This window comes from Pseudomonas sp. RL_5y_Pfl2_73, from assembly GCF_963970515.1.
In the GTDB taxonomy this organism is placed as follows: domain Bacteria; phylum Pseudomonadota; class Gammaproteobacteria; order Pseudomonadales; family Pseudomonadaceae; genus Aquipseudomonas.
In genome coordinates, this window is record NZ_CAXAPD010000043.1 from 1 (window position 1) to 20233 (window position 20233).

At 60.3% G+C, this 20233-nt stretch carries 17 protein-coding genes and 1 pseudogene; 13 read left to right on the top strand and 5 right to left on the bottom strand.

The features are described 5' to 3' along the window. The 4 genes from AACY42_RS26360 to AACY42_RS26375 all read left to right on the top strand — a co-directional run. On the top strand, positions 1-189 hold a 189-nt coding region (locus AACY42_RS26360; RefSeq protein ID WP_339483357.1), incomplete at its 5' end, for a hypothetical protein. A gap of 59 nt (positions 190-248) precedes the next feature. Then, positions 249-524, top strand: coding sequence for a hypothetical protein (locus tag AACY42_RS26365; protein WP_339483358.1), 276 nt, complete (start codon positions 249-251; stop codon positions 522-524). A 4-nt stretch (positions 525-528) separates the two neighbouring features. Next, complete coding sequence (locus AACY42_RS26370) at positions 529-1053, top strand: helix-turn-helix transcriptional regulator (RefSeq protein WP_339483359.1); 525 nt, start codon at positions 529-531, stop codon at positions 1051-1053. An 82-nt stretch (positions 1054-1135) separates the two neighbouring features. After that, a complete protein-coding gene (locus AACY42_RS26375) occupies positions 1136-3847 on the top strand; it encodes an AAA domain-containing protein (RefSeq protein WP_339483386.1) in 2712 nt (903 codons plus the stop codon). A 52-nt stretch (positions 3848-3899) separates the two neighbouring features. Here the strand turns inward: AACY42_RS26375 and treR are convergent, their stop codons facing one another. Beyond that, positions 3900-4604 (bottom strand): trehalose operon repressor, encoded by a 705-nt coding sequence (gene treR / locus AACY42_RS26380; RefSeq protein WP_339483360.1) that lies wholly within the window; start codon positions 4602-4604, stop codon positions 3900-3902. A 245-nt stretch (positions 4605-4849) separates the two neighbouring features. Here treR and treP point away from each other — a divergent pair, with 245 nt between their 5' ends. The 9 genes and pseudogenes from treP (at position 4850) to tadA (ending at position 17125) form a co-directional block, all read left to right on the top strand. Then, positions 4850-6292 carry a PTS system trehalose-specific EIIBC component gene (treP, locus tag AACY42_RS26385; protein WP_339483362.1) on the top strand — a complete coding sequence of 481 codons (1443 nt, stop codon included), beginning with the start codon at positions 4850-4852 and terminating at the stop codon, positions 6290-6292. Positions 6293-6365: 73 nt separating this feature from the next. Beyond that, on the top strand, positions 6366-8012 hold the full coding sequence (gene treC / locus AACY42_RS26390) for an alpha,alpha-phosphotrehalase (protein WP_339483364.1): 1647 nt from the start codon (positions 6366-6368) through the stop codon (positions 8010-8012). Between the two features lie 147 nt (positions 8013-8159). Continuing rightward, a complete protein-coding gene (locus AACY42_RS26395; RefSeq protein ID WP_339483365.1) occupies positions 8160-9383 on the top strand; it encodes a maltoporin in 1224 nt (407 codons plus the stop codon). 74 nt (positions 9384-9457) lie between these two features. Then, a complete protein-coding gene (ptsP, locus tag AACY42_RS26400; protein ID WP_339483366.1) occupies positions 9458-11992 on the top strand; it encodes a phosphoenolpyruvate--protein phosphotransferase in 2535 nt (844 codons plus the stop codon). 2 nt (positions 11993-11994) lie between these two features. Further along, positions 11995-12282, top strand: coding sequence for a PTS transporter subunit EIIB (locus tag AACY42_RS26405; RefSeq protein WP_339483367.1), 288 nt, complete (start codon positions 11995-11997; stop codon positions 12280-12282). Positions 12283-12579: 297 nt separating this feature from the next. Beyond that, on the top strand, positions 12580-14562 hold the full coding sequence (locus AACY42_RS26410) for a tetratricopeptide repeat protein (RefSeq protein ID WP_339483368.1): 1983 nt from the start codon (positions 12580-12582) through the stop codon (positions 14560-14562). A 129-nt stretch (positions 14563-14691) separates the two neighbouring features. Further along, a pseudogene (locus AACY42_RS26415) lies at positions 14692-15098 on the top strand (DUF6632 domain-containing protein). A 153-nt stretch (positions 15099-15251) separates the two neighbouring features. Then, entirely contained in the window at positions 15252-16628 is a 1377-nt protein-coding gene (locus AACY42_RS26420; protein WP_339483369.1) for a multicopper oxidase family protein, read from the top strand. Then, on the top strand, positions 16628-17125 hold the full coding sequence (gene tadA / locus AACY42_RS26425) for a tRNA adenosine(34) deaminase TadA (RefSeq protein WP_339483371.1): 498 nt from the start codon (positions 16628-16630) through the stop codon (positions 17123-17125). Before AACY42_RS26420 ends, tadA begins: the two co-directional genes overlap by 1 nt. A 76-nt stretch (positions 17126-17201) precedes the next feature. Here tadA and cmoB read toward each other — a convergent pair whose 3' ends face one another. The 4 genes from cmoB to AACY42_RS26445 form a co-directional block, all read right to left on the bottom strand. After that, positions 17202-18158 carry a tRNA 5-methoxyuridine(34)/uridine 5-oxyacetic acid(34) synthase CmoB gene (gene cmoB / locus AACY42_RS26430; protein WP_339483373.1) on the bottom strand — a complete coding sequence of 319 codons (957 nt, stop codon included), beginning with the start codon at positions 18156-18158 and terminating at the stop codon, positions 17202-17204. Further along, positions 18155-18898 (bottom strand): carboxy-S-adenosyl-L-methionine synthase CmoA, encoded by a 744-nt coding sequence (gene cmoA, locus AACY42_RS26435; protein ID WP_339483375.1) that lies wholly within the window; start codon positions 18896-18898, stop codon positions 18155-18157. The genes cmoB and cmoA overlap by 4 nt, the downstream gene beginning before the upstream one ends. A gap of 120 nt (positions 18899-19018) precedes the next feature. Then, positions 19019-19654, bottom strand: a complete 636-nt coding sequence (locus AACY42_RS26440) for a lysoplasmalogenase (protein ID WP_339483376.1) — start codon at positions 19652-19654, stop codon at positions 19019-19021. A 2-nt stretch (positions 19655-19656) separates the two neighbouring features. Continuing rightward, positions 19657-20049 (bottom strand): protease inhibitor I42 family protein, encoded by a 393-nt coding sequence (locus tag AACY42_RS26445; RefSeq protein ID WP_339483378.1) that lies wholly within the window; start codon positions 20047-20049, stop codon positions 19657-19659. Between the last annotated feature and the right edge of the window lie 184 nt (positions 20050-20233).

The window sequence follows — 20233 nt, forward strand, 5'->3', positions numbered from 1 at the left end:
GTAAAGGTAAACTTTTTCGACTTTGGCGTCGGGACGCATCATGAGGTGCTGGCTCCGGAAAGAGATCGGGAGCGCAGCATCGGGCTTCAATGGGCGGCTTTGAATGTGTGGGTGATGGATCGTTTACAGATTTTTCGCATGCCAACCATTTTTCCATTTTTCGAGACGCTGCGCAGTGGCGCTTTTTGAAATATGAGAAGGTTGTCATTTGACAACTTCGCGGGCCGTGCGAATACTGGAGATCACGGATGATTCGTCCAACGCACCCGAAGAAAGAGGTCGAAGAAGCGCTCAGGCATGCCGAAGGGCACGGATGGCGCATAGAAGTCGGCGGCGGTCACGCTTGGGGGAGGGTTTATTGCCCGTACAAAGACGCGGTGTGCCGTTGTGGCGAGTTCTGCATCACCTCGATATGGAGCACGCCGAAGAACCCTGGCAACCATGCGCGAGCCTTGCGACGCGTTGTGGGCAATTGCTCGACGCATCGCAATCGGCGCGATGCGGATTACGATGCTAAGGAATAGAACAATGGAATTTACCTTTACCTTGAAATATCAGCTTGTTGACGATGGCTGTGCGATGGATGAACTGGTCGAACGGCTAGGGGAAGCGGGCTGTGACGATGCCTTGGTCGGTATCGGGCAGCCGGGGCGGCTGGCGCTTGAGTTCACTCGCGAGGCTCCTGATGCGGTCAAGGCAGTGCATAGCGCTCTGGCCGATGTCCATCGCGCGGTACCGTCGGCCAAATTGATCGAGGTTGCGCCTGATTTGGTCGGGCTGACTGATGTAGCTGAGATCGTCGGTGTGTCTCGGCAGAATATGCGCAAGCTGATGTTGGCTCATCCAAGCAGCTTCCCGACTCCGGTGCATGAGGGGAGTGCATCTATTTGGCATTTGGCAGACGTGCTGACCTGGCTGCAGGCCAAGGGCAGCTATTCGCTGACCAAGAACGTGTTGGATGTGGCCCAGGTGGCGCTGCAGGTCAACGTTGCGAAAGAAGGTCGACGGTTACCGGGTATGGCTTCCAAAGCGTTGGACGCTTTGGTTGGGTGACAGCCTTGGGGGAGTCGCTGAAGGGGGGCTCCGACAACATGGATGTGTCCAGGCTTTGAACGAGCCTGAATATAAGGGATATATGGTTTCTATCAGCGCACGCGGTGAAGACAAGACTCGACAGTTCAGCGATTGGAAAATCAAAAGTGACAGGAGTGGTGGGTTCTTGCTCACTGGCTTCTTTCCTTCCGGCAAGAGCTATTCCTGGCCGCTTGAAGTCTGTGAAATCATTCCTACCCGAGTGGTGAGTGGCCAGCTTCTGCGCAGGAAGGGCAGTGCAATGGTCAACCCCATCGAGAGCGCTGTGATCTACGGCGAGAAATATGCGGTCGTTCAGTATGCGGGGAAGACGACAAAGTATGTGTTCAGGCTGGACTCCATCGAGCTAGTCGAGTCGACGAAAATCAAGGACGACCCGATCTTTCAATATTTCCGTTCCGTCGCCAATGGACGGGTCGATAAGAGCGTGAAACCTGGCGACAAGGAGATCGCCGAAAACGTACTGCGGCAGTTGAACGCAATACCTTCAGTTGCAGGCACGGCGCTGCACGCATATTGCTTCGGGCAGAATGGACAGCAGGTGCAAGCGGGTCATTTCATCTTTCCATTTGGCATCAATGAAAGTCAGCTCCAAGCCGTCGAACGGGCGTTCACCTCCCAAGTCAGTCTGATCGAAGGTCCTCCAGGTACAGGCAAGACCCAGACCATTCTGAATATCATTGCCAATATCCTGCTGTGTGGAAAAAACGTGGCGGTGGTCTCCAACAACAACTCAGCTGTCGCGAATGTTTGTGAAAAGCTGGGCAAGTCCGGCCTCAATTACCTGGTCGCTGAATTAGGCAGTAAAGACAACCGCGAAACATTTTTCGCTAAGCCGTGCTCCCGGCCCTCGGCGGCTCCCGAAGCAGCCCCCTCGATGGAGCGCATCCAGGCTGTCTTGCAGCAACTCAAAGGGCATCTGCATGCCCGCAATGCGGTGGCGCAGTTGCAGATTGAAATCGATGAGCTGGAGGTGGAGCGGCGTTATCTGCGGCAATGGCAGCAGGATAACGGCGTGCAGATACCGGTCCTGGACAAGTACAAGCTCACCCCGCAAAAGGCCGCTGACCTGATGGCTTATCTGGCCCATCTTGCGGGTGGCCGCGTCAGGGTCAAGGACAGGATTGAGCTGCTGTTCAATTTCAGGATTCTGCGCATCAGGCCATTCGATAACTGGGGAAAGCGCAAGTCGATGTTCTATGGCCTGCAACTCCACTACTACGACAAGGCATTGCAGGAAAAAAACGCGGCACTGGAAAGCCTTCAGCAAACGTTGCGACTTGGCAATTACCAGGCGCTACTGGAGGAACTGACCAGCGCTTCAATGAAGTATCTCAAGCAGCACCTGCATCAGCATGTGCCGACGCCTGAACCCTTTGACGCCAAGGACTACAAGCGCAGATTCGATGAGTTTGTTAAGCGTTACCCGATTATTTCCAGCAGCACGCATTCAATCATCAACTCCCTCCAAGCAGGGGCGATGCTTGACTACGTGATTATCGACGAGGCTTCGCAACAAGATATCGTTCCGGGAATACTGGCGTTGGGCTGCGCTAAAAACCTGATTATCGTTGGTGATAGAAAACAGTTGGCGCACATTCCAGCAAAGCTTGGCCTCGCAGCACCCCAGGATAACTACGATTGTGAGAAGCACAGTCTGCTCGATTCGTGCATAAGAGTGTTCAATGGCTCTATTGCGACGACGCTGCTCAAAGAACACTATCGGTGTCACCCGCGAATCATCCAGTTTTGCAATCAGCAGTTCTATGATGACCAACTGATTCCGATGACGAAGGACAACGGGGAAAAGCCTTTGTCGCTGCTGGTCACGGCCAAGGGCAATCACACGCGAAAGACAACTAACCTGCGGGAGCTGGATTCTCTGTTGGTGGTGCTTGAGGGGGAGGGCGAAAGCGCATGGGAGGGCGAGGACGGCAGGGGGTTTATTGCGCCGTTCAGGGCACAGGCCACTTTGTCTGGCACGCTTTTACCGGCTGACTTCGTCAACGACACTGTTCACAAATTCCAGGGCCGAGAGTGCGACGAGATCGTCTTCTCCACCGTATTGGACAAAAAGAGTATTACGCCGAAACTCCTGTCATTCGTGGATGACCCACGCATGGTCAATGTAGCGGTTTCCCGTGCTAAAAATCATTTTACTTTGGTCACGGGAGACGATGTTTTCAGAGCGAACAACGGGCATATCGCGGCGCTGGTGCGCTACATCGAATATTACGCGGAAGACCGGCAGTTGCATCGCGCCCCGGTGGTATCTGCCTTTGACCTGCTCTACAACGAATACGATCAATCGCTTGAACGCCTCGATAAGCGATTACGACGGGAAGACTCTGTTTTCAAGTCCGAGCAGATTGTGGCGCAGATACTGCGTGAGACGCTGGACCAGGAGGTTTGCCGGGGGCTCAAGTTCCATTCGCAGATCGCGCTGAACCTGCTGGCCTCGGCCGTGAACACGAGCCTGACGCCGAGAGAACGGGAGTTCATGGCCAACGGCGCCAGTTGTGATTTCGTGCTCTATTTCAAAGTTGGGAAAACGCCGTTGGGCGTGATAGAAGTCGACGGCGGCAGCCATGACACACCACAGCAGGTGGAACTCGATGCTTTGAAAAACAGCATCTTGAGCAAAAGTGGTATCTCTTTACTGCGTTTGCGTACCGTCGAAAGCCATATCGAACAACGGGTGGCCGCATTCGTGATGCAGTGGGCAACCAACGTCTCAACGGAAACGGCAACGTAGTTTGAACCACTGAATCATGCCCTGGCCGCCGCTCAGGCGGCCACCGCCGACTTCACCGCCGCGCCACATCCGAAAAATAAAACTTATCCAGCGTATGCCGCGATTCGGTGTACTCGAATTGTCGGCCGTCCTGAAGAAAGGTCTGGTTACTCACCACGATCACATGGCTCTGGCCGTCGAGGTCCAGGTGCTGCTGATCGTCCTTGGCGCAGCGGACCGCTTCGATGGTGCGCTGGGCATAGGCGATTTGCAGGTGCAGGGTCTGTTCGATGAAGGCGTAGATCGACTGCACGGCGATGTCGCGGGTCAGGCCGGGGATCACGTCGCTGACGAAGTGGTTGATGTCCAGGATCACGCGCTTGCCGTCGATTCGTCGGACCCGCTTGATGCGGGTGATCGGGCTCCCGGCGGGGGCCTTGATGTGCTCGAGCAGGGCGCCTTCCAAAGGTAGCTGACTGAATTCGACCACGTCGGTGCTGACATCGTTGCCCAGGCGCGGGTAGGTCTCCTGGAAGCTGACGATGCCACCGAGCTGGAATTCGATGGGCTGGGTGGACAGTACGAAGGTGCCCTTGCCGTGGATCTTCTGGGCGAAGCCGCGCTCCTGGAGTTGTTCGATGGCCTTGCGCACCGTGCCACGACTGGCCTGGTAGCTGTCCATCAGTTCGGTTTCGGAGGGCAGGCGGGCGCCTCGCTCCAGGCGTTCGGTGGTAATGCTGGTCAGCAGATCGTTGTAGATCTGGTTGTATTTACTCATGGAGAGGGCTCTGTACCGCGCTGTTCACCGGGGCGGAACCTTACGGGCCAAGTGGGGGAGTTGTCCATTCGGCTGTCATTATTTGACGACAGGAGCGTAGGACGTTTCCTGGTTTTTCGGGGGTTCATCATAAACAAAAACAAAACTCGTCTGTACGAGTTGTTGATTTAACTCGTACAGACGAGTACTTTCCCTTCCACGTGCTGTCGACTCTCAATAACAAGAATGACGCGGAAGAAAAAAGCATGAGCCACGATTACTCAAAAATCGCCAGCGAGCTGCTGCAAAGCTTGGGTGGCGCCGACAATATCGAGCAGGCGGCCCATTGCGTGACGCGCCTGCGCCTGTCCCTCAAGGACGCGGCCCGGGTGGACAGTGCCACGCTGAACCAGATCGACCTGGTCAAGGGTTCGTTTTTTACCGGTGGCCTGTTCCAGGTGGTCATTGGGCCGGGCGAGGTGGAAAAGGTCTATGCCGCCCTGCGCGAATTGACGGGCCTGGCCGCCGCGACCATTGCCGACGTCAAGCGCCAGGGCGCGCAGAAGGGCAACGGCATGCAACGCCTGGTGCGGGTGCTGTCCGATGTGTTCATGCCCATCCTGCCTGCCCTGGTGATCGCCGGCCTGCTGATGGGCGTCAACAACCTGCTGGGCGCCAAGGGCATGTTCATTGCCGGACAGACGTTGCTCGATGCCTATCCGAACCTGGATGGCGTCTGGAGCCTGATCAACCTCATGGCCAATACCTCCTTTGTCTTTCTCCCGGCCCTGGTGGGCTGGTCGGCGGCCAAGCGTTTCGGCGGCAGTGAGATCCTTGGCATCGTGCTGGGCTTGATGCTCGTCCACCCGGACCTGCTCAATGCCTGGAACTACGGCAAGGCCGTGGCGGGGCTGGAGGGCCAGAGCCTGCCGTACTTCGACATCTTCGGCTGGTTCCGGATCGAGAAAGTCGGCTACCAGGGGCAGATCCTGCCGATCCTGCTGGCGGCCTATGTCATGAGCGTGATCGAGCGATGGTTGCGGGCCAGGGTGCCCAACGCGATCCAACTACTCGTGATCCCCATCACCACCATTGTGGTTACCGGTGTACTGGCCCTCGCCATCATCGGTCCGGTCACCCGGCACCTGGGCATCCTGATTACCGAAGGCATGGTGGCGTTGTTCGACCTGGCGCCGGTGATTGGCGGGGCGATTTTCGGCCTGCTCTATGCGCCGCTGGTGGTGACCGGCATGCACCACATGTTCCTGGCGGTGGATCTGCAATTGATCTCGACCCAGGGCGGCACCTTCATTTGGCCGATGATCGTCATGTCCAACCTGGCCCAGGGCAGCGCGGCGCTGGCGGTGTTCTACATGACCCGCAATGCGCGGGACAAGAGCATGGCGTCCACGTCGGCGATTTCCGCTTATTTCGGCATCACCGAACCGGCAATGTTCGGGGTCAACCTGCGCTACAAGTTCCCCTTCTATTGCGCCCTGGCCGGTTCGGCCCTGGGCTGCATTTTCCTGTCGCTGAACAAGATCAAGGCCTCGGCGATTGGCGTCGGGGGGCTGCCGGGTTTCATTTCGATCGTGCCCGACTACATACCGATGTTCGTGGTCGGCATGGTCATCGCCATGAGCGTGCCCTTTGCCCTGACCTGCGCGTTGAGCATGAAGATCGTCCGGCCGGGGTATCGGGTGGCCTGACGCCTGTGGGAACCGGGCTTGCCCGCGATGAGGCCCGCAGGGCCTGTACCAGACAGAATGAAGGAATCTCGCCATGCAAGACTGGCAACGCTCAGTGATCTACCAGATTTATCCGAAGAGTTTCTACAGCCATGGCGGCCAGGCCACCGGTGATTTGCGAGGGGTGGTGGACAAGCTCGACTACTTGCACTGGCTGGGTGTGGATTACCTGTGGCTGACACCGTTCCTGCGTTCGCCGCAACGGGACAATGGCTACGACATCAGTGATTACTACGCCATCGACCCCAGCTACGGCACCATGGCCGATTGCGAATTATTGATCGCTGAGGCGCGCAAGCGCGGTATCAAGCTGATGCTCGACATCGTGGTCAATCACACCTCCATTGAGCATCCCTGGTTCCAGGCCGCCCGCAGCAGCCTCGACAACCCGTACCGCGATTTCTATATCTGGCGGGACCAGCCGAACAACTGGGAGTCCAAGTTCGGCGGCTCGGCCTGGGAGTACGAAGCGCAGACCGGCCAGTATTACCTGCACCTGTTCGACCACACCCAGGCCGACCTGAACTGGGACAACCCCCAGGTGCGTGCCGAAGTGTTCAAGATGATGCGTTTCTGGCGGGACCAGGGGGTGGGGGGCTTTCGTCTCGATGTGATTAACCTGATTTCCAAGCCGGCCGACTTTCCTGACGACCACACTGATGGCCGGCGTTTTTATACCGACGGTCCCAACGTGCATCGCTACCTGCAGCAAATGCATCGGGAAGTCTTCGAGGGGTTCGACCTGATCAATGTCGGCGAGATGTCGTCCACCAGCCTTGAACACTGTGTTCGTTATTCGTGCCCGGCGTCCCGTGAACTGTCGATGACGTTCAATTTCCATCATTTGAAGGTGGATTACCCGAACTTGCAAAAGTGGGTGCGGGCCGACTTCGATTTTCTCGAACTCAAACGCATCCTGTCCGACTGGCAAGTCGGCATGCAGGCCGGTGGTGGTTGGAATGCGCTGTTCTGGTGTAACCATGACCAGCCGCGGGTGGTGTCGCGGTTCGGCGATGACGGTGAGTACCGCGAGCCTTCGGCGAAGATGCTTGCCACGGCGTTGCACTTTCTCCAGGGCACCCCGTTCGTGTACCAGGGCGAGGAGTTGGGGATGACCAATCCGGGCTTCGAGCACATCGAGCAGTATCGCGATGTGGAAACCCTGAACATCTATCGCCTCAAGCGCAACGCCGGGGTGCCGGAGGCCGAGGCCATGGCGCCGATCATCCAGAAGTCCCGCGATAACGGGCGCACGCCGATGCAATGGAATACCGGGCCGAACGCCGGTTTCAGCCGGGCCGAACCCTGGATCGGTGTGCCCGTCAGCGCCACTTCCATCAACGTCGAGCAGCAACAGCAAGACTCGGCCTCGGTGCTGCATTACTACCGTCAATTGATCGCCCTGCGCCGCAGCGAAGCTTTGATCCAGGACGGTGTCTACCGCCTGCTCTTGCCCGAACATCCGCAGGTGTGGGCGTACCTGCGTGAAGGGCAGGGGGAGCGCCTGTTGGTGGTCAGCCATTTTTATGGAGGCGACTGCGACGTGGAGCTGCCCGAAGGCGTCCTCAGCCATGACACGAAACAACGCTGGGTGATCGGCAACTACGAGGCCGGCGAACACCGATACCGACGGCTGCGCTTGCGGCCCTATGAGTCGTTTGTGTTGCACCTGAGCGACTGAATAAACAGCTTTCCCTGACCCAGGCAATGCCTGACAGCGAACACGTTGCGCCAGACGCATCGTGGGCCCTTTGTCGTCAGCTAAATGGCGGTCAAGGAGGGAAGTTATGGAGCAAAAAACAATAAGAAATAATGGAGAGGTGGGTGTATGAAAACAATTATAAACCGTGGCCTTGCCGCGTCCTGTATCTGCCTGGCGCTGCCGTTCCCGGCTCAGGCGCTGGAGTTTTCCGGTTATCTGCGCAGCGGCGTCGGCAGTGCGACCAATGGCCGTTCCCAATCCTGCTTCCAGTTGCCCGGGGCACAGACTAAATACCGATTGGGCAATGAGTGCGAGCAGTATGGGGAACTGGAGCTGCGCCAGGATCTTTTCACTCTCGACGATGGCTCGGTGTTGAGCGTGGACGGCATGGCATCGCTGTACAACCGCTATGACCGCACGCCGACTTTCCAGGGTGAAAACGGCTCGGCGCGCATGCCGCAGATGTATGCCCAATGGTCGAACATGCCCAGTCTGAACGGCGGGTCGCTGTGGGCTGGTCGGCGTTATTACAAACGTAACGACATCCATATCTCGGATTTCTACTACTGGAACCAGAGTGCTACCGGTGGCGGGATCGAGGACGTGCTGATCGGCGGGCTGAAATACAGCTACGCCTTCTCGCGCAAGGACAACCTCTACCAGAAAGACCCGGTCAACCGGCATGACTTCAACGTCGCCGGTTTCAGGACCAACCCCGGCGGCGAGCTGGAATTTGGCCTGAGCTTCATCGACCGGGCGGACCGTCGTGACGCCCATCGCGGTTGGGCCCTGACCGCCCAGCATGTGCAGCAGGACTTCCTGGGCGGCAAGAATAAACTGGCCTTGCAGTACGGTGAGGGCCCCGGCACTGGGCTGGGGTATACCGGCGATACCGGACTGGACGACAGCAACAAGAGTTATCGTCTGGTGGAGTTTTTCGATTGGCAGCTCACGCCGCGTTTCGGCGGACAGGTGCAGGCGGTGTACCAGAAGGACATCCGCACCGATGGCGCCGACCAGGACTGGCTGTCGTTGGGGGTTCGCCCGGCGTACGCCATCACTGATCAATTCAAGTTGGTGGCCGAACTGGGTCATGACCAGGTTCAGGCCAGCGGTGGAACACGCAAACTGAGCAAAGTTACCTTTGCGCCCACCTGGTCGCCCAAGGGCCCGGAATTCTGGGCTCGTCCGGAAATACGGCTCTATTACACCTACGCCAGTTGGAACGAGGCGGCCAAGCGTGCAGCCAATGAACTGGCAGCCGGCTCGGCGCTGTCGGACACCGGTGTATTCGGCGGTGCGCGACATGGTTCCAACGTGGGCCTGCAGGTCGAATACTGGTGGAAATGACCCGTGTAGCGCGGGTCGCTGATCTCTGCGTGCCCGCGATGCCAAAAAGAACAGACAGCAGCAGGTGAAGTCTCATGAACACAACGCAACCTTTGCAATTGCTCGCACCGCTGTCCGGGGTCTTGATGCCCTTGGACAGTGTGCCGGACCCCGTCTTCTCGAGCCGTGTGGTGGGGGATGGCATCTGCATCGATCCGACCTCGCAGACCCTTTGCGCGCCGCTTTGCGGTGTCATCGGCACGCTTCAGGACAGCGCCCATGCGGTGAGTGTCACCGCTGACAACGGCGTCCAGGTGCTGATGCACATTGGTCTGGACACGGTCAACCTGGCGGGCAAGGGGTTCACCTCGCGGGTGACCATGGGGCAACGGGTCGAGGCCGGCCAGCCGCTGATCGATTTTGATGCCGACTACATCGCCCTGCATGCGCGCAGCCTGTTGACGCTGATGCTGGTGGTCAGCGGCGAACCCTTCAGCCTGCTCGGGGACGAGACGAGCTGTATCGAGAGTGGTGCGCCGTTGCTGCGTGTGTGTCCGACGGAACAAGGACCCGTCGACGAGGCGCAGCAGGGTTCGATGCTGTTTTCCGGGTCGCTGATCGTGCCCAATGAAAGTGGCCTGCATGCCCGTCCTGCTGCGGTGTTCGCCCAGGCGGCCAAAGGGTTTGATGCCAATATCCAACTGCATAAGCAGCAAGCCAGCGCCAACGGCAAGTCACTGGTCGCGATCATGGCGTTGCAGACGGTCAAGGGCGACAGCGTGCAGATCAGCGCCGCCGGCCCTCAGGCCGGACAGGCCATCGAAGCGTTGGAACAATTGCTGTTGTCGGGGTGCGGCGAGACGGTGCAAGCGCCGCTGACGGCGGCGCCGCCCGTCACTGTCGAGCCGTCGATGCCCGGCCGGCTACGGGGTGTTTGTGCGTCGCCCGGTTCGGCGTTTGGTGAAGTGGTCCAGGTCGCCTCCCAGGTGTTGGACATTGAGGAGGCGGGTGTCGGTATCGAGGTTGAGCAGGCCGCCCTGGATCAAGGCCTGGAGCAAGCGACGCAAGCCTTGAAGGTGTTGCAGGACGAGGCGGCAGGCAGTGTCCAGGCGCAGATTTTTCGGGCCCATCAAGAGTTGCTGGAAGACCCCACTTTGCTGGAGCAGGCCCAAGCCTTGATCGCCGAGGGCAAGAGCGCGGCATTCGCCTGGAGAACCGCTACCGAGGCGAGCGCTGCGCTGTTCCAGCAATTGGGCAGCGCTTTGCTGGCCGAGCGGGCTGCGGACCTGGCCGACGTCGGACAACGGGTGCTCAAGCTGATCCTGGGGCTAGAGGATAACGCCTGGAACCTGCCTGAACGGGCGATCCTGGTGGCCGAGCAACTGACGCCATCCCAGACCGCCAGCCTCGACACCTCACGCATCGCCGGTTTCGTCACTGTTGGGGGCGGCGCCACCAGCCATGTCGCGATCCTGGCCCGTGCGCTGGGCCTGCCCTCGTTGTGTGGCGTGGCGCACCCCGTGCTGGCCCTGGGCAACGGCACCCGGGTGTTGCTGGATGCCGACAGTGGCGAGCTGCACGTGAATCCGGATCAAGCCCTGGTCGAGCAACGCCAGGCCACTCGGGACCGGCAGCGCCAGCGGCATCAGCGTGACCTTGAACAAGCGGCCCTGGCGGCTCGTACCCTTGACGGTCATCGAGTCGAGGTCAGCGCCAATGTCGGGTCGCTGCGGGACGTGGAGCAGGCCATGAGCCTGGGTGGCGAAGGTGTCGGGCTGTTGCGCTCCGAGCTGCTTTACCTGGATCGCGCTCAGCCACCTGGCCATGACGAGCAAGCGGCCCTTTACAGTGCCGTCGCCCGGGCCCTGGGACCGGAACGCAATCTGGTGGTACGTACCCTGGACGTGGGCGGGGACAAGCCGCTGGCCTATGTGCCAATGGCTCATGAGGCCAACCCATTCCTCGGCATGCGCGGTATTCGCCTGTGCCTGGAACGTCCCCAGTTGTTGCGTGAACAGTTCCGGGCAATTCTTGCCTGTTCGGGGCTGGCGCGGCTGCACATCATGCTGCCCATGGTCACGCAACTGGCGGAGCTGCGCCTGGCGCGGCAAATGCTGGACGAAGAGGTCTGCCACCTGGGACTCAAACAGGCGCCGAAGCTGGGCATCATGATCGAGGTGCCGGCGGCGGCGCTGATGGCCGACCTGTTTGCCCCAGAAGTGGATTTCTTCTCCATCGGAACCAACGATCTGACCCAATACGCCCTGGCCATGGACCGTGACCACCCACGGCTGGCCAGCCAGGCCGACAGCCTGCATCCCTCGGTGTTGCGCCTGATCACCCGTACGGTCGAGGCCGCCCGTGCCCATGGCAAATGGGTCGGTGTGTGTGGTGCGTTGGCTTCGGAACCCCTGGCGCTGCCGGTGTTGCTGGGGTTGGGCGTGGATGAGTTATCGGTCAGTGTGCCGCTGATTCCGGCGATCAAGGCCTGCGTGCGTGAATGGAACCTGAGCGAGTGCCGCACGCTGGCTCAACAGGCCTTGGGCCAGGAAAGCGCCGAGCAGGTGCGTGAGCTCCTGCGTATTCACTCATCCACGGCCACCTCGGCCACCCTGGCCATGGAGCATTGAACATGTTCGACAAACTACAACAGGCATTCTGGAAAGCCCTGACCCCGGACCTGGTACCGGAAGAGCCCAAGCGGCCTGGCTCGGTAGAGGGACTGGCGCCGGCCATCATCGCCGCGTTGGGCGGTGCGGATAACCTCAAGGCGCATCAGCCTGTGGCGTTGACGCGACTGCGAGTGGAACTGCGAGATGCGGCGCGGATCGACCGGATAGGGTTGAGCGCCGCCGGTGTGGCTGGCGTGATGACGCTGGACAACGGTGTGGTGCATCTGATCACCGGCTTGCGAGGCTGAACCGAACCTGGCACATGGCGATAACGGTTCCGGGGGCTGCTGCGCAGCCCAACGGAAATAAATCCCCTCGCCACAAGGGGAGGTGTTTCCCAGGTGTCTGTGCCCAGCCGCTGCGCAAAGTCGGGTTCTAAATTGTGCTTAAATGCCAACGCCCCCATCGTTGCTCTTGGCTTGTCCTCGTTTGTCCGTCGCTCTCTGCAAGTGAATGCGCACAGCTGTCGGCCGCTCACAAGAAGACTGCAAACCTCCATCCAAGAACACCGTGCCGACCCACTCAGAAACGGTGTCACCGCCTTTATGTTCAAACGCATCCTATCCGCTCTGAGCGGTAAGAAATCCAGCACCTCGACAGCGGTTTCTTCCGCGCACACTGATGCGCCGCCGCCCCAGCCGGACGAGAGTGAATTGATCACGGTCTACGACAGCTACGGTCGTGAGATGCAGATCACCCGCAACGAGTGGCGCGACAACGTTTTCCTGCCAAACCTGCGAGAGAAATGGAAGTCTGCCGACGAGCTCTACAGCCTGATTATCTCGGGGTTGAATGATGGCTTTGTCGCTGACTTGATCCCGGCCGCTGCACAACTAATCGAGATCGACAGCCATCCCGAGCGCAGCCATGTCATTCAGGGCATTGTGCTGCTGGAGAACGGCCAACTCGATGCCGCCGAAAATGCGCTGCGCACGGGGATGGCGAAAGTCGGCGCGACAGGCACCTTGCTGACTAACCTGGCCAAGGTCTTCAGCAAGCGAGGCGAGCAGGCGCTTACCGATGAGACGCTTTGGCACGCGATCCAGGCTGACCCCAATCAAGAGAATGGCCTGTTGTGGTGGGCGGCCATTCAGCGGGAAAGGGCCGGCGAGGCGGGCTATCTCGAGGCGCTGCGTACCGTGGCTGCGTTACCCGACAGTTGGCGTGCGCCCTTGTGGTTGGCGCGTCATTGCCTGGAACAGAAGGACGTCGAGTCGGCGCGCGTGTTTTACGCGCAGGTGCTGACGGCGGGTACGTTCGACGGCAGTGCGCTGATGATGATCTCGGGTGACTTGGGTAACAACGGCCAGATTCCACTGATCGTCGAGTTGGTCGGGCCTGTCTACGATGAGCACAAACACGACCCCATGGCCGGTATCAACTTGCTGCGCGCCTACCAGGAACTTGGCCAGGCGGCCGAAGGCGAGGCGCTGCTCGCCCGCCTGTATGCCCTGGGTTTTGCGCCGATCAAAAGCCAGCTCGACCAGTTTGCCCAAGCCTTCCAGCAAATGCACAAGCAGGACGCCCAAGGCGTGCCGGTGGATCCTGAAAACCTGAAGTTCGCGACGTTGGCATTGAGCCAGCCGATCTGGCACTACGGTTTGCGCAACGCCGATTGGTTCTTCGCGCAGAAACCGGAAGGGGCAGCGCAAATCGGTTTCTTCGCGCTGTCCAAAAGCACAGACGCTGTAGTACGCGCCGAATCGCAACGGGAGGACGAACTGGGACGCTTCTCGCGCGCCATTCCTCTATACCTGGCCGAAGCCGTGCACTACTGGAGCGACCATGTAGGCACTTGTTATATCCAGATCGTGGAAGGCGGCGGCCCAGTGCTATCGGGGTGTGAAGCCGACGGCCAGGCGCTCTTCGATGTCGTGCCGCCGACGATGAAGGCTTTCATCACCGGTGAGATCGGCTGTTCGGGTGACGGTGATCAAGGCCAATGGCAGCTTTCCCTGAGCCTCTGGGACTGCGCAACCCGCACCAGGCAAACGACCGAAAGCGGCAGCGCGGCGAAGGCCGGCATCGGCGCTCTGGTACTCGACCTCGAGCAGCGCTTGCTTGCCCGCATTGGCCTGAGGCGCGAGACACCCATTGATTCGTTCTACCTGCATCCCACCGCCGAGGTCCTGCCGGTCTACCTGACCGAGTTGGGCCAGGCCTTCATGCTGACGCTGCTGGCGAACGGGCGTCTGCCTAAATCCGCAATGTGGGGTGAGCGTGCCATGCTCGATTGGCCGCTCAACATGGCCCTTCATTGGCCCACGGTAGAAGTCGCCAAGCTGATGTACATCTCCGGGTTGGGCAAGGCCCACGATTACCAGTCAGACGTACTCGCCGAATACAAAGAGCGCAGCCTGCAGTGGCTGCGTGAGTTGGAGCAGGCGGGCAACCCTGCATCGCGCTTGGCGCCATTGATATGGAAGGTGTTCGGTATGCAGGCGGAGCTACACGCTTACCTGCGCCACTTGCCCGACGATACAAGTGCTGCGCACAAGGCCTGGCTGGAGCGGGTGAGCGAGGCTTAATGATCGACAAGGCGCTCGAAGACGGCCCAGGCGACTGACGGCATGGGTTGGCCGGCGTGCGTCCCTGGCGCGTTCTATACCCCGGGCACCCCATTCCGGCGACAGCCATGCCGCAACAAGGAGCCGGCCATGAACGACACCCAACGACTTGCCGCCTTGCGTATGGTTTTGATCGTTGTCGGCCTGATCGCCGTCTTCGCGATCTGCCGCTGATGAACCTGTGGCCGTCTGGCTGGGCGTGGCACAGCGGCCATTCCCACTATCCGTTGATGATTGTCGGAATCTACGCCACCCTCGGTGTGTTCCTGCTGATGGCGTCGTGCGATCCGATGAAACACCTGAGCCTGATCTGGTTCACGGTATGGTCGAGCATCGTGCACGGCGTGATCATGGCCGTGCAGTCCTTCGACGTCGAGACGGATGGGACCCGGCATATGGGGCATTTACTCGGCGATGTGCCGGCGCTGTTCATCGTCGCGGCGGCACTGGCTTCTTTCATGCCTCGGGGCGAGAAGGCACGTTCGCTGCACGATTGAGCACCGTCTCGATGGGTACAGAAAAAACCTGTTGATAACCTCCTCTGGTTTTTTTCATTTTTGCAGCCCTTACCGTTTCTCATCTGCGGGTGTATCGTATTCGCCTTTTGCGGGCCCAACGGTTCGCCGCAGATTCAATAGGTGGTTGCGTTCATGTCCTTTACCCGTCGCCAAATACTCGGTGGCCTGGCCGGTCTTGTTGTCGTTGGCGTGGGTGCAGGAGGTGCGTCGCGGTACTGGTTAGGCAAGCGCGCCGATGCCGAGGCCGGTCACGACTATGAATTGATCGCCGCACCGCTGGACGTCGAGCTGGTGGCCGGGCACAAGACCCAGGCCTGGGCGTTTGGCCCCTCGGCACCGGGCACCGAGCTGCGGGCGCGCCAGGGTGAATGGCTGCGGGTTCGCTTCATCAATCACCTGCCGGTCGCTACCACCATTCATTGGCACGGGATCCGTTTGCCACTGGAGATGGACGGCGTGCCGTATGTCTCGCAATTGCCGGTGTTGCCGGGCGAGTATTTCGATTACAAGTTCCGCGTGCCAGACGCCGGCAGCTATTGGTATCACCCTCACGTCAACAGCAGCGAAGAGCTCGGGCGTGGGCTGGTGGGCCCGTTGATCATCGAAGAGCGTGAGCCCACCGGTTTCAAATACGAGCAGACGTTGAGCCTCAAGAGCTGGCATGTGGATGAGCAGGGCGAGTTCGTTGCTTTCAGCATTCCCCGTGAGGCGGCGCGTGGCGGCACGGCCGGACGACTGGCGACGATCAACGGCGTACCGGAAGCGGTGATTGATCTGCCGGCCGGGCAGATCACCCGGGTACGCTTGCTCAACCTGGACAACACCCTGACCTATCGCATCAATATCCCAGGCGTTGAAGCGCAGATCTATGCGCTGGACGGCAACCCCATCGAACCGCGGCCGTTGGGCAAGGAATACTGGCTTGGCCCGGGCATGCGCATTTGCCTGGCGATCAAGGCGCCGCCAGCCGGCGAAGAGTTGTCGTTGCGCAATGGCCCGGTGCGCCTGGGGACCTTGCGTTCGGTGCCCAACAGTGACACGCCAAGCCAATGGCCGCAGGCGCTGCCGCCCAACCCGGTGTCGGAACCGGACCTGGCCAATGCCGAGAAACTCAACTTCAATTTCGAATGGGTCGGCTCGGTGTCGGTCAATGTCGACAATGGCAAGCCGCCGAGCCTGTGGCAGATCAACGGCAAGGCCTGGGACATCACCGACAAGACCTGCGCCGACCGGCCGATTGCCACGCTGAAGAAAGGCCAGAGCTACATTTTCGAATTGAAGAACATGACCCAGTACCAGCACCCGATCCATTTGCACGGCATGAGCTTCAAGGTGATCGCGTCGAACCGGCACAAGGTTATCCCATATTTCACCGACACTTACCTGCTGGGCAAGAACGAGCGGGCGCAGGTGGCGTTGGTGGCGGATAATCCAGGCGTATGGATGTTCCACTGCCATGTGATCGACCACATGGAAACCGGCCTGATGGCCGCCATCGAGGTGGCGTGATGCGCCAGATTCGCCCTGCCAGGATCATTGACCGCAGCCGTGACCAGGACTTCATGCGCGAAGCCCTGGCCCTCGCCGCACAAGGCGCGGCCCTGGGCGAAGTGCCGGTGGGCGCAGTGTTGGTGCAGGACGGCGAGATCATCGGACGCGGCTTCAACTGCCCGATCAGTGGCCATGACCCCAGCGCCCACGCGGAAATGGTCGCCATCCGCGCCGCCGCACAGGCGGTGAGCAACTATCGCCTGCCCGGCAGCACGCTGTATGTGACGCTGGAACCGTGCAGCATGTGCGCTGGGCTGATCGTCCATTCGCGTATCGCCCGGGTCGTCTACGGCGCCCTGGAGCCCAAGGCCGGCATCGTGCAGAGCCAGGGGCAGTTTTTCAGTCAGGGCTTTTTGAACCATCGGGTGATGGTCGAGGGCGGGGTGTTGGCTGAGGAATGCAGCACCGTGCTGAGTGAGTTCTTCAAGGCCCGAAGAGCCAAGTCCCAAGACTGACACCGCCCCCCTGTGGGAGCGAACTTCTGTAGGAGTTCACTCCCACAGAAGCTCTCGCACAGGCGGCTTAGGCGATTTACTTACGCGCCACAATCACCGCCCGCATCGGCGCCGGCAACCCTTCGATGGTTTTGCTGTGGTCGGTGGGGTCGAGGAAGTCGCTCAGCGACTGATACTTCATCCACTCGGTGCTGCGCTGTTCCTGCACGGTGGTCAGGCTCACGTCCACGCAACGCACATCGCTGAATCCGGCGCGGCGTAGCCAGCGTTCCAGGGCCGGGACCGACGGCAGGAACCACACGTTGCGCATCTGCGCGTAGCGGTCCTCAGGCACCAGCACCTGGTGTTCGTCGCCCTCGATCACCAGGGTTTCCAGCACCAGTTCGCCGCCCTTGACCAGGCAGTCCTTCAAGGCCAGCAGGTGCTCGATTGGCGAGCGCCGGTGGTAGAACACGCCCATGGAGAACACCGTGTCGAAACCTTCCAGCTCCGCTGGCAGGGCTTCGAAGGGGAACGGCAAATGCCAGGCGTTGGGCTGCGAGAGGTAGCGCTGCACCGCCTGGAACTGGCAGAAGAACAGCCAGTTGGGGTCGACGCCGATCACCGTGTCAGCTCCGGCACCGAGCATCCGCCACATGTAGTAGCCGTTGCCGCAGCCGACGTCGAGGATGCGCTTGCCTTTCAGGTCCAGGTGCGGGGCCACCCGCGACCACTTCCAGTCCGAGCGCCATTCGGTGTCCACGTGCACGCCAAACAGGTCGAAAGGTCCTTTGCGCCAAGGCGACAGGCCCATTAACGCGGTACGCATTTGCGCACGGGTTTCGTCGGAACAATCGGTGTCGAGCGTCAGGCCGTTCAGCAGGTCGACTGTGCTGGGTTGCAAGGCCGGCAGCGCATCGAGCGCGCTTTGCCAACGCTCAAGATCGCCATGACCCTTTTCCATCTTGTTGTCGAGTTGCGTCTGCAGCGTCGCGGCCCAATCGGCCAGGGGTGTGCCGGCCAGATGGCGGGCGAGGGGGGACAGATCAATCATGGCAGGGCAATCAACGAGGCGAAGTTAAGACACTGGAACCACGGCACGACTTTTGAGAACCCGGCCGCCAGCAGGCGCTCGCGGTGTTCTTCGAGGCTGTCGGGCTTCATGACGTTTTCGATGGCGCTGCGTTTCTGGGCAATTTCCAGCTCGCTGTAACCGTTGGCGCGTTTGAACGCCACGTGCAGGTCGGTGAGCAGAGCGTGTTCCTCGGCATCGTTGAAACGCAACTTTTCCGACAGGATCAGGGCGCCACCCGGCAGCAAGGACTGGCGGATGCGGCTCAACAGTGCGGTGCGCTGGTCCGGCGCGATGAACTGCAGGGTGAAGTTCAGTGCCACTACCGAGGCCGGCTGGAACGCCAGGGCGAGGATGTCGCCTTCGATCACTTCCACCGGCAGCAGCTCCTGGAACATCGAGTCCTGGCCGTTGAGGTATTCACGGCAGCGCTCGACCATGGCCGCCGAGTTATCCACCGCGATCACCCGGCAACCGTCGGTGCGCACATGGCGGCGCAGGGCCTGGGTCACAGCGCCCAGGGACGAGCCCAGGTCGTAGAGCACGCTGCCCGGCTGAGCGAATTGCGCGGCGAGCACGCCGAGGTTTTCGACAATGGTCGGGTAACCCGGCACCGAACGCTTGATCATGTCCGGAAACACCCGCACCACGTCCTCGTTGAAGGCGAAGTCCGGCACTTGGGCCAGGGGTTGGGCGAATAGGCGATCGGGGTCTTTGCTCACGGCAGTTCCAGCGGGATGGGTGGTGAAAAGGCCGGCATTTTAACCAAAAAAACTATGGGAGCGAGCTTTGTGGGAGCAAGCCTTGCTCCCACAGAGCTTTGCTTCCACATTCATCTTTGTTCAGTGCGGTTTTTGGGTAAACGCCGACGCCGTAATCCCCCATTGGCCCAGCCAATAACTGACGATGATCAGGTAAGGCGCGGCGTGGAAGGGCTGCACGAACCGGTTGATGCCGATCAGGCTGTCGGAGAACACAAACGCCAGCGCCCCGCAGGCGGCCAGCCAGGCCGAGCGTTTCGGCACGCTGGTGCCCAGGCGCGCCAACGCACGCCAAAGCATGGCGCTGATGGTCAGGCCGTAGACAATCACCGGCACCAGCAACGACCCAAGGCCGTTCGACACCAGGATCCCCAACAGCATCGCACCGATGCCCAAGGCCAGGGCCAAGGGCAGCAGCGCTGGGCGGCGGCAGTCGCTGAGGTAGGCTTTCAGGTAGGCCAGGTGCGCCAGCAGAAACGCGCCGAGGCCGAACACGAACAGATCCCCCGGCCAGGCCAGCAACACGTCACCCATCAGTGAAAAAATCAGCCCGAGGCTGATCCAGCGTCGATAGTCACTGGGCGGCGCATCGTGCAACCAGCCGAGCAGGGCCAGGACCGGCATGGGTTTGACCAGCAGGCACAACAGCGTAGCGTGCACGGTCAGGCCGTACAGGTAGGTGGCTGCGCCCATCAGTGCAAGGATCAGCCAGCCCACGGTCAATTCACCGAAATGGCGCAGTCGAAGGTTTCCACGGGAGGCACTTCCGGGGCCCAGGGTTGTTGATACGTCAGGCGCAAGCGCCCGGTGCCGGCGCTGAACGCCTGGAAGCGCCAGGTCGAGACACCCGCGGCGCCGACGATGCCGGCGTCTTCCGGGTTGCGATAAACCTCCGGGCCCAAGCCTTTGAGCACGCCACCGGCCGAATCCTGGATCGCCCAGCGATAACCGGTGCTGGGGTTGCTGGGCAGGCTCAGGATCAGGTTCTGCCCGCTATTGAGCCTTAATGGGCACTGGCTCAGTTTTTCCACGGTCACGCTGTGTTTCGGTTGCGTGGCGCAGGCGCTCAGCAGGGCTAGGCTGAAGGGGACGAGCAGGCGGGTGAGGGACATAAGGGCAACGGCTCCGGCATTCACGACGAACGGCGAGCATAACCGAAGATGCTACTGGGTGTGTCAGGTGAGAATGTGGTGTTGCTCCCACAATGGACCTTTGTTGCGCACAAAATCTGTGGGCGACAATTAACCCTGTGGGAGCAAGGCTTGCCCGCGACGGGGCCCGCACAAGCGCTAGAGG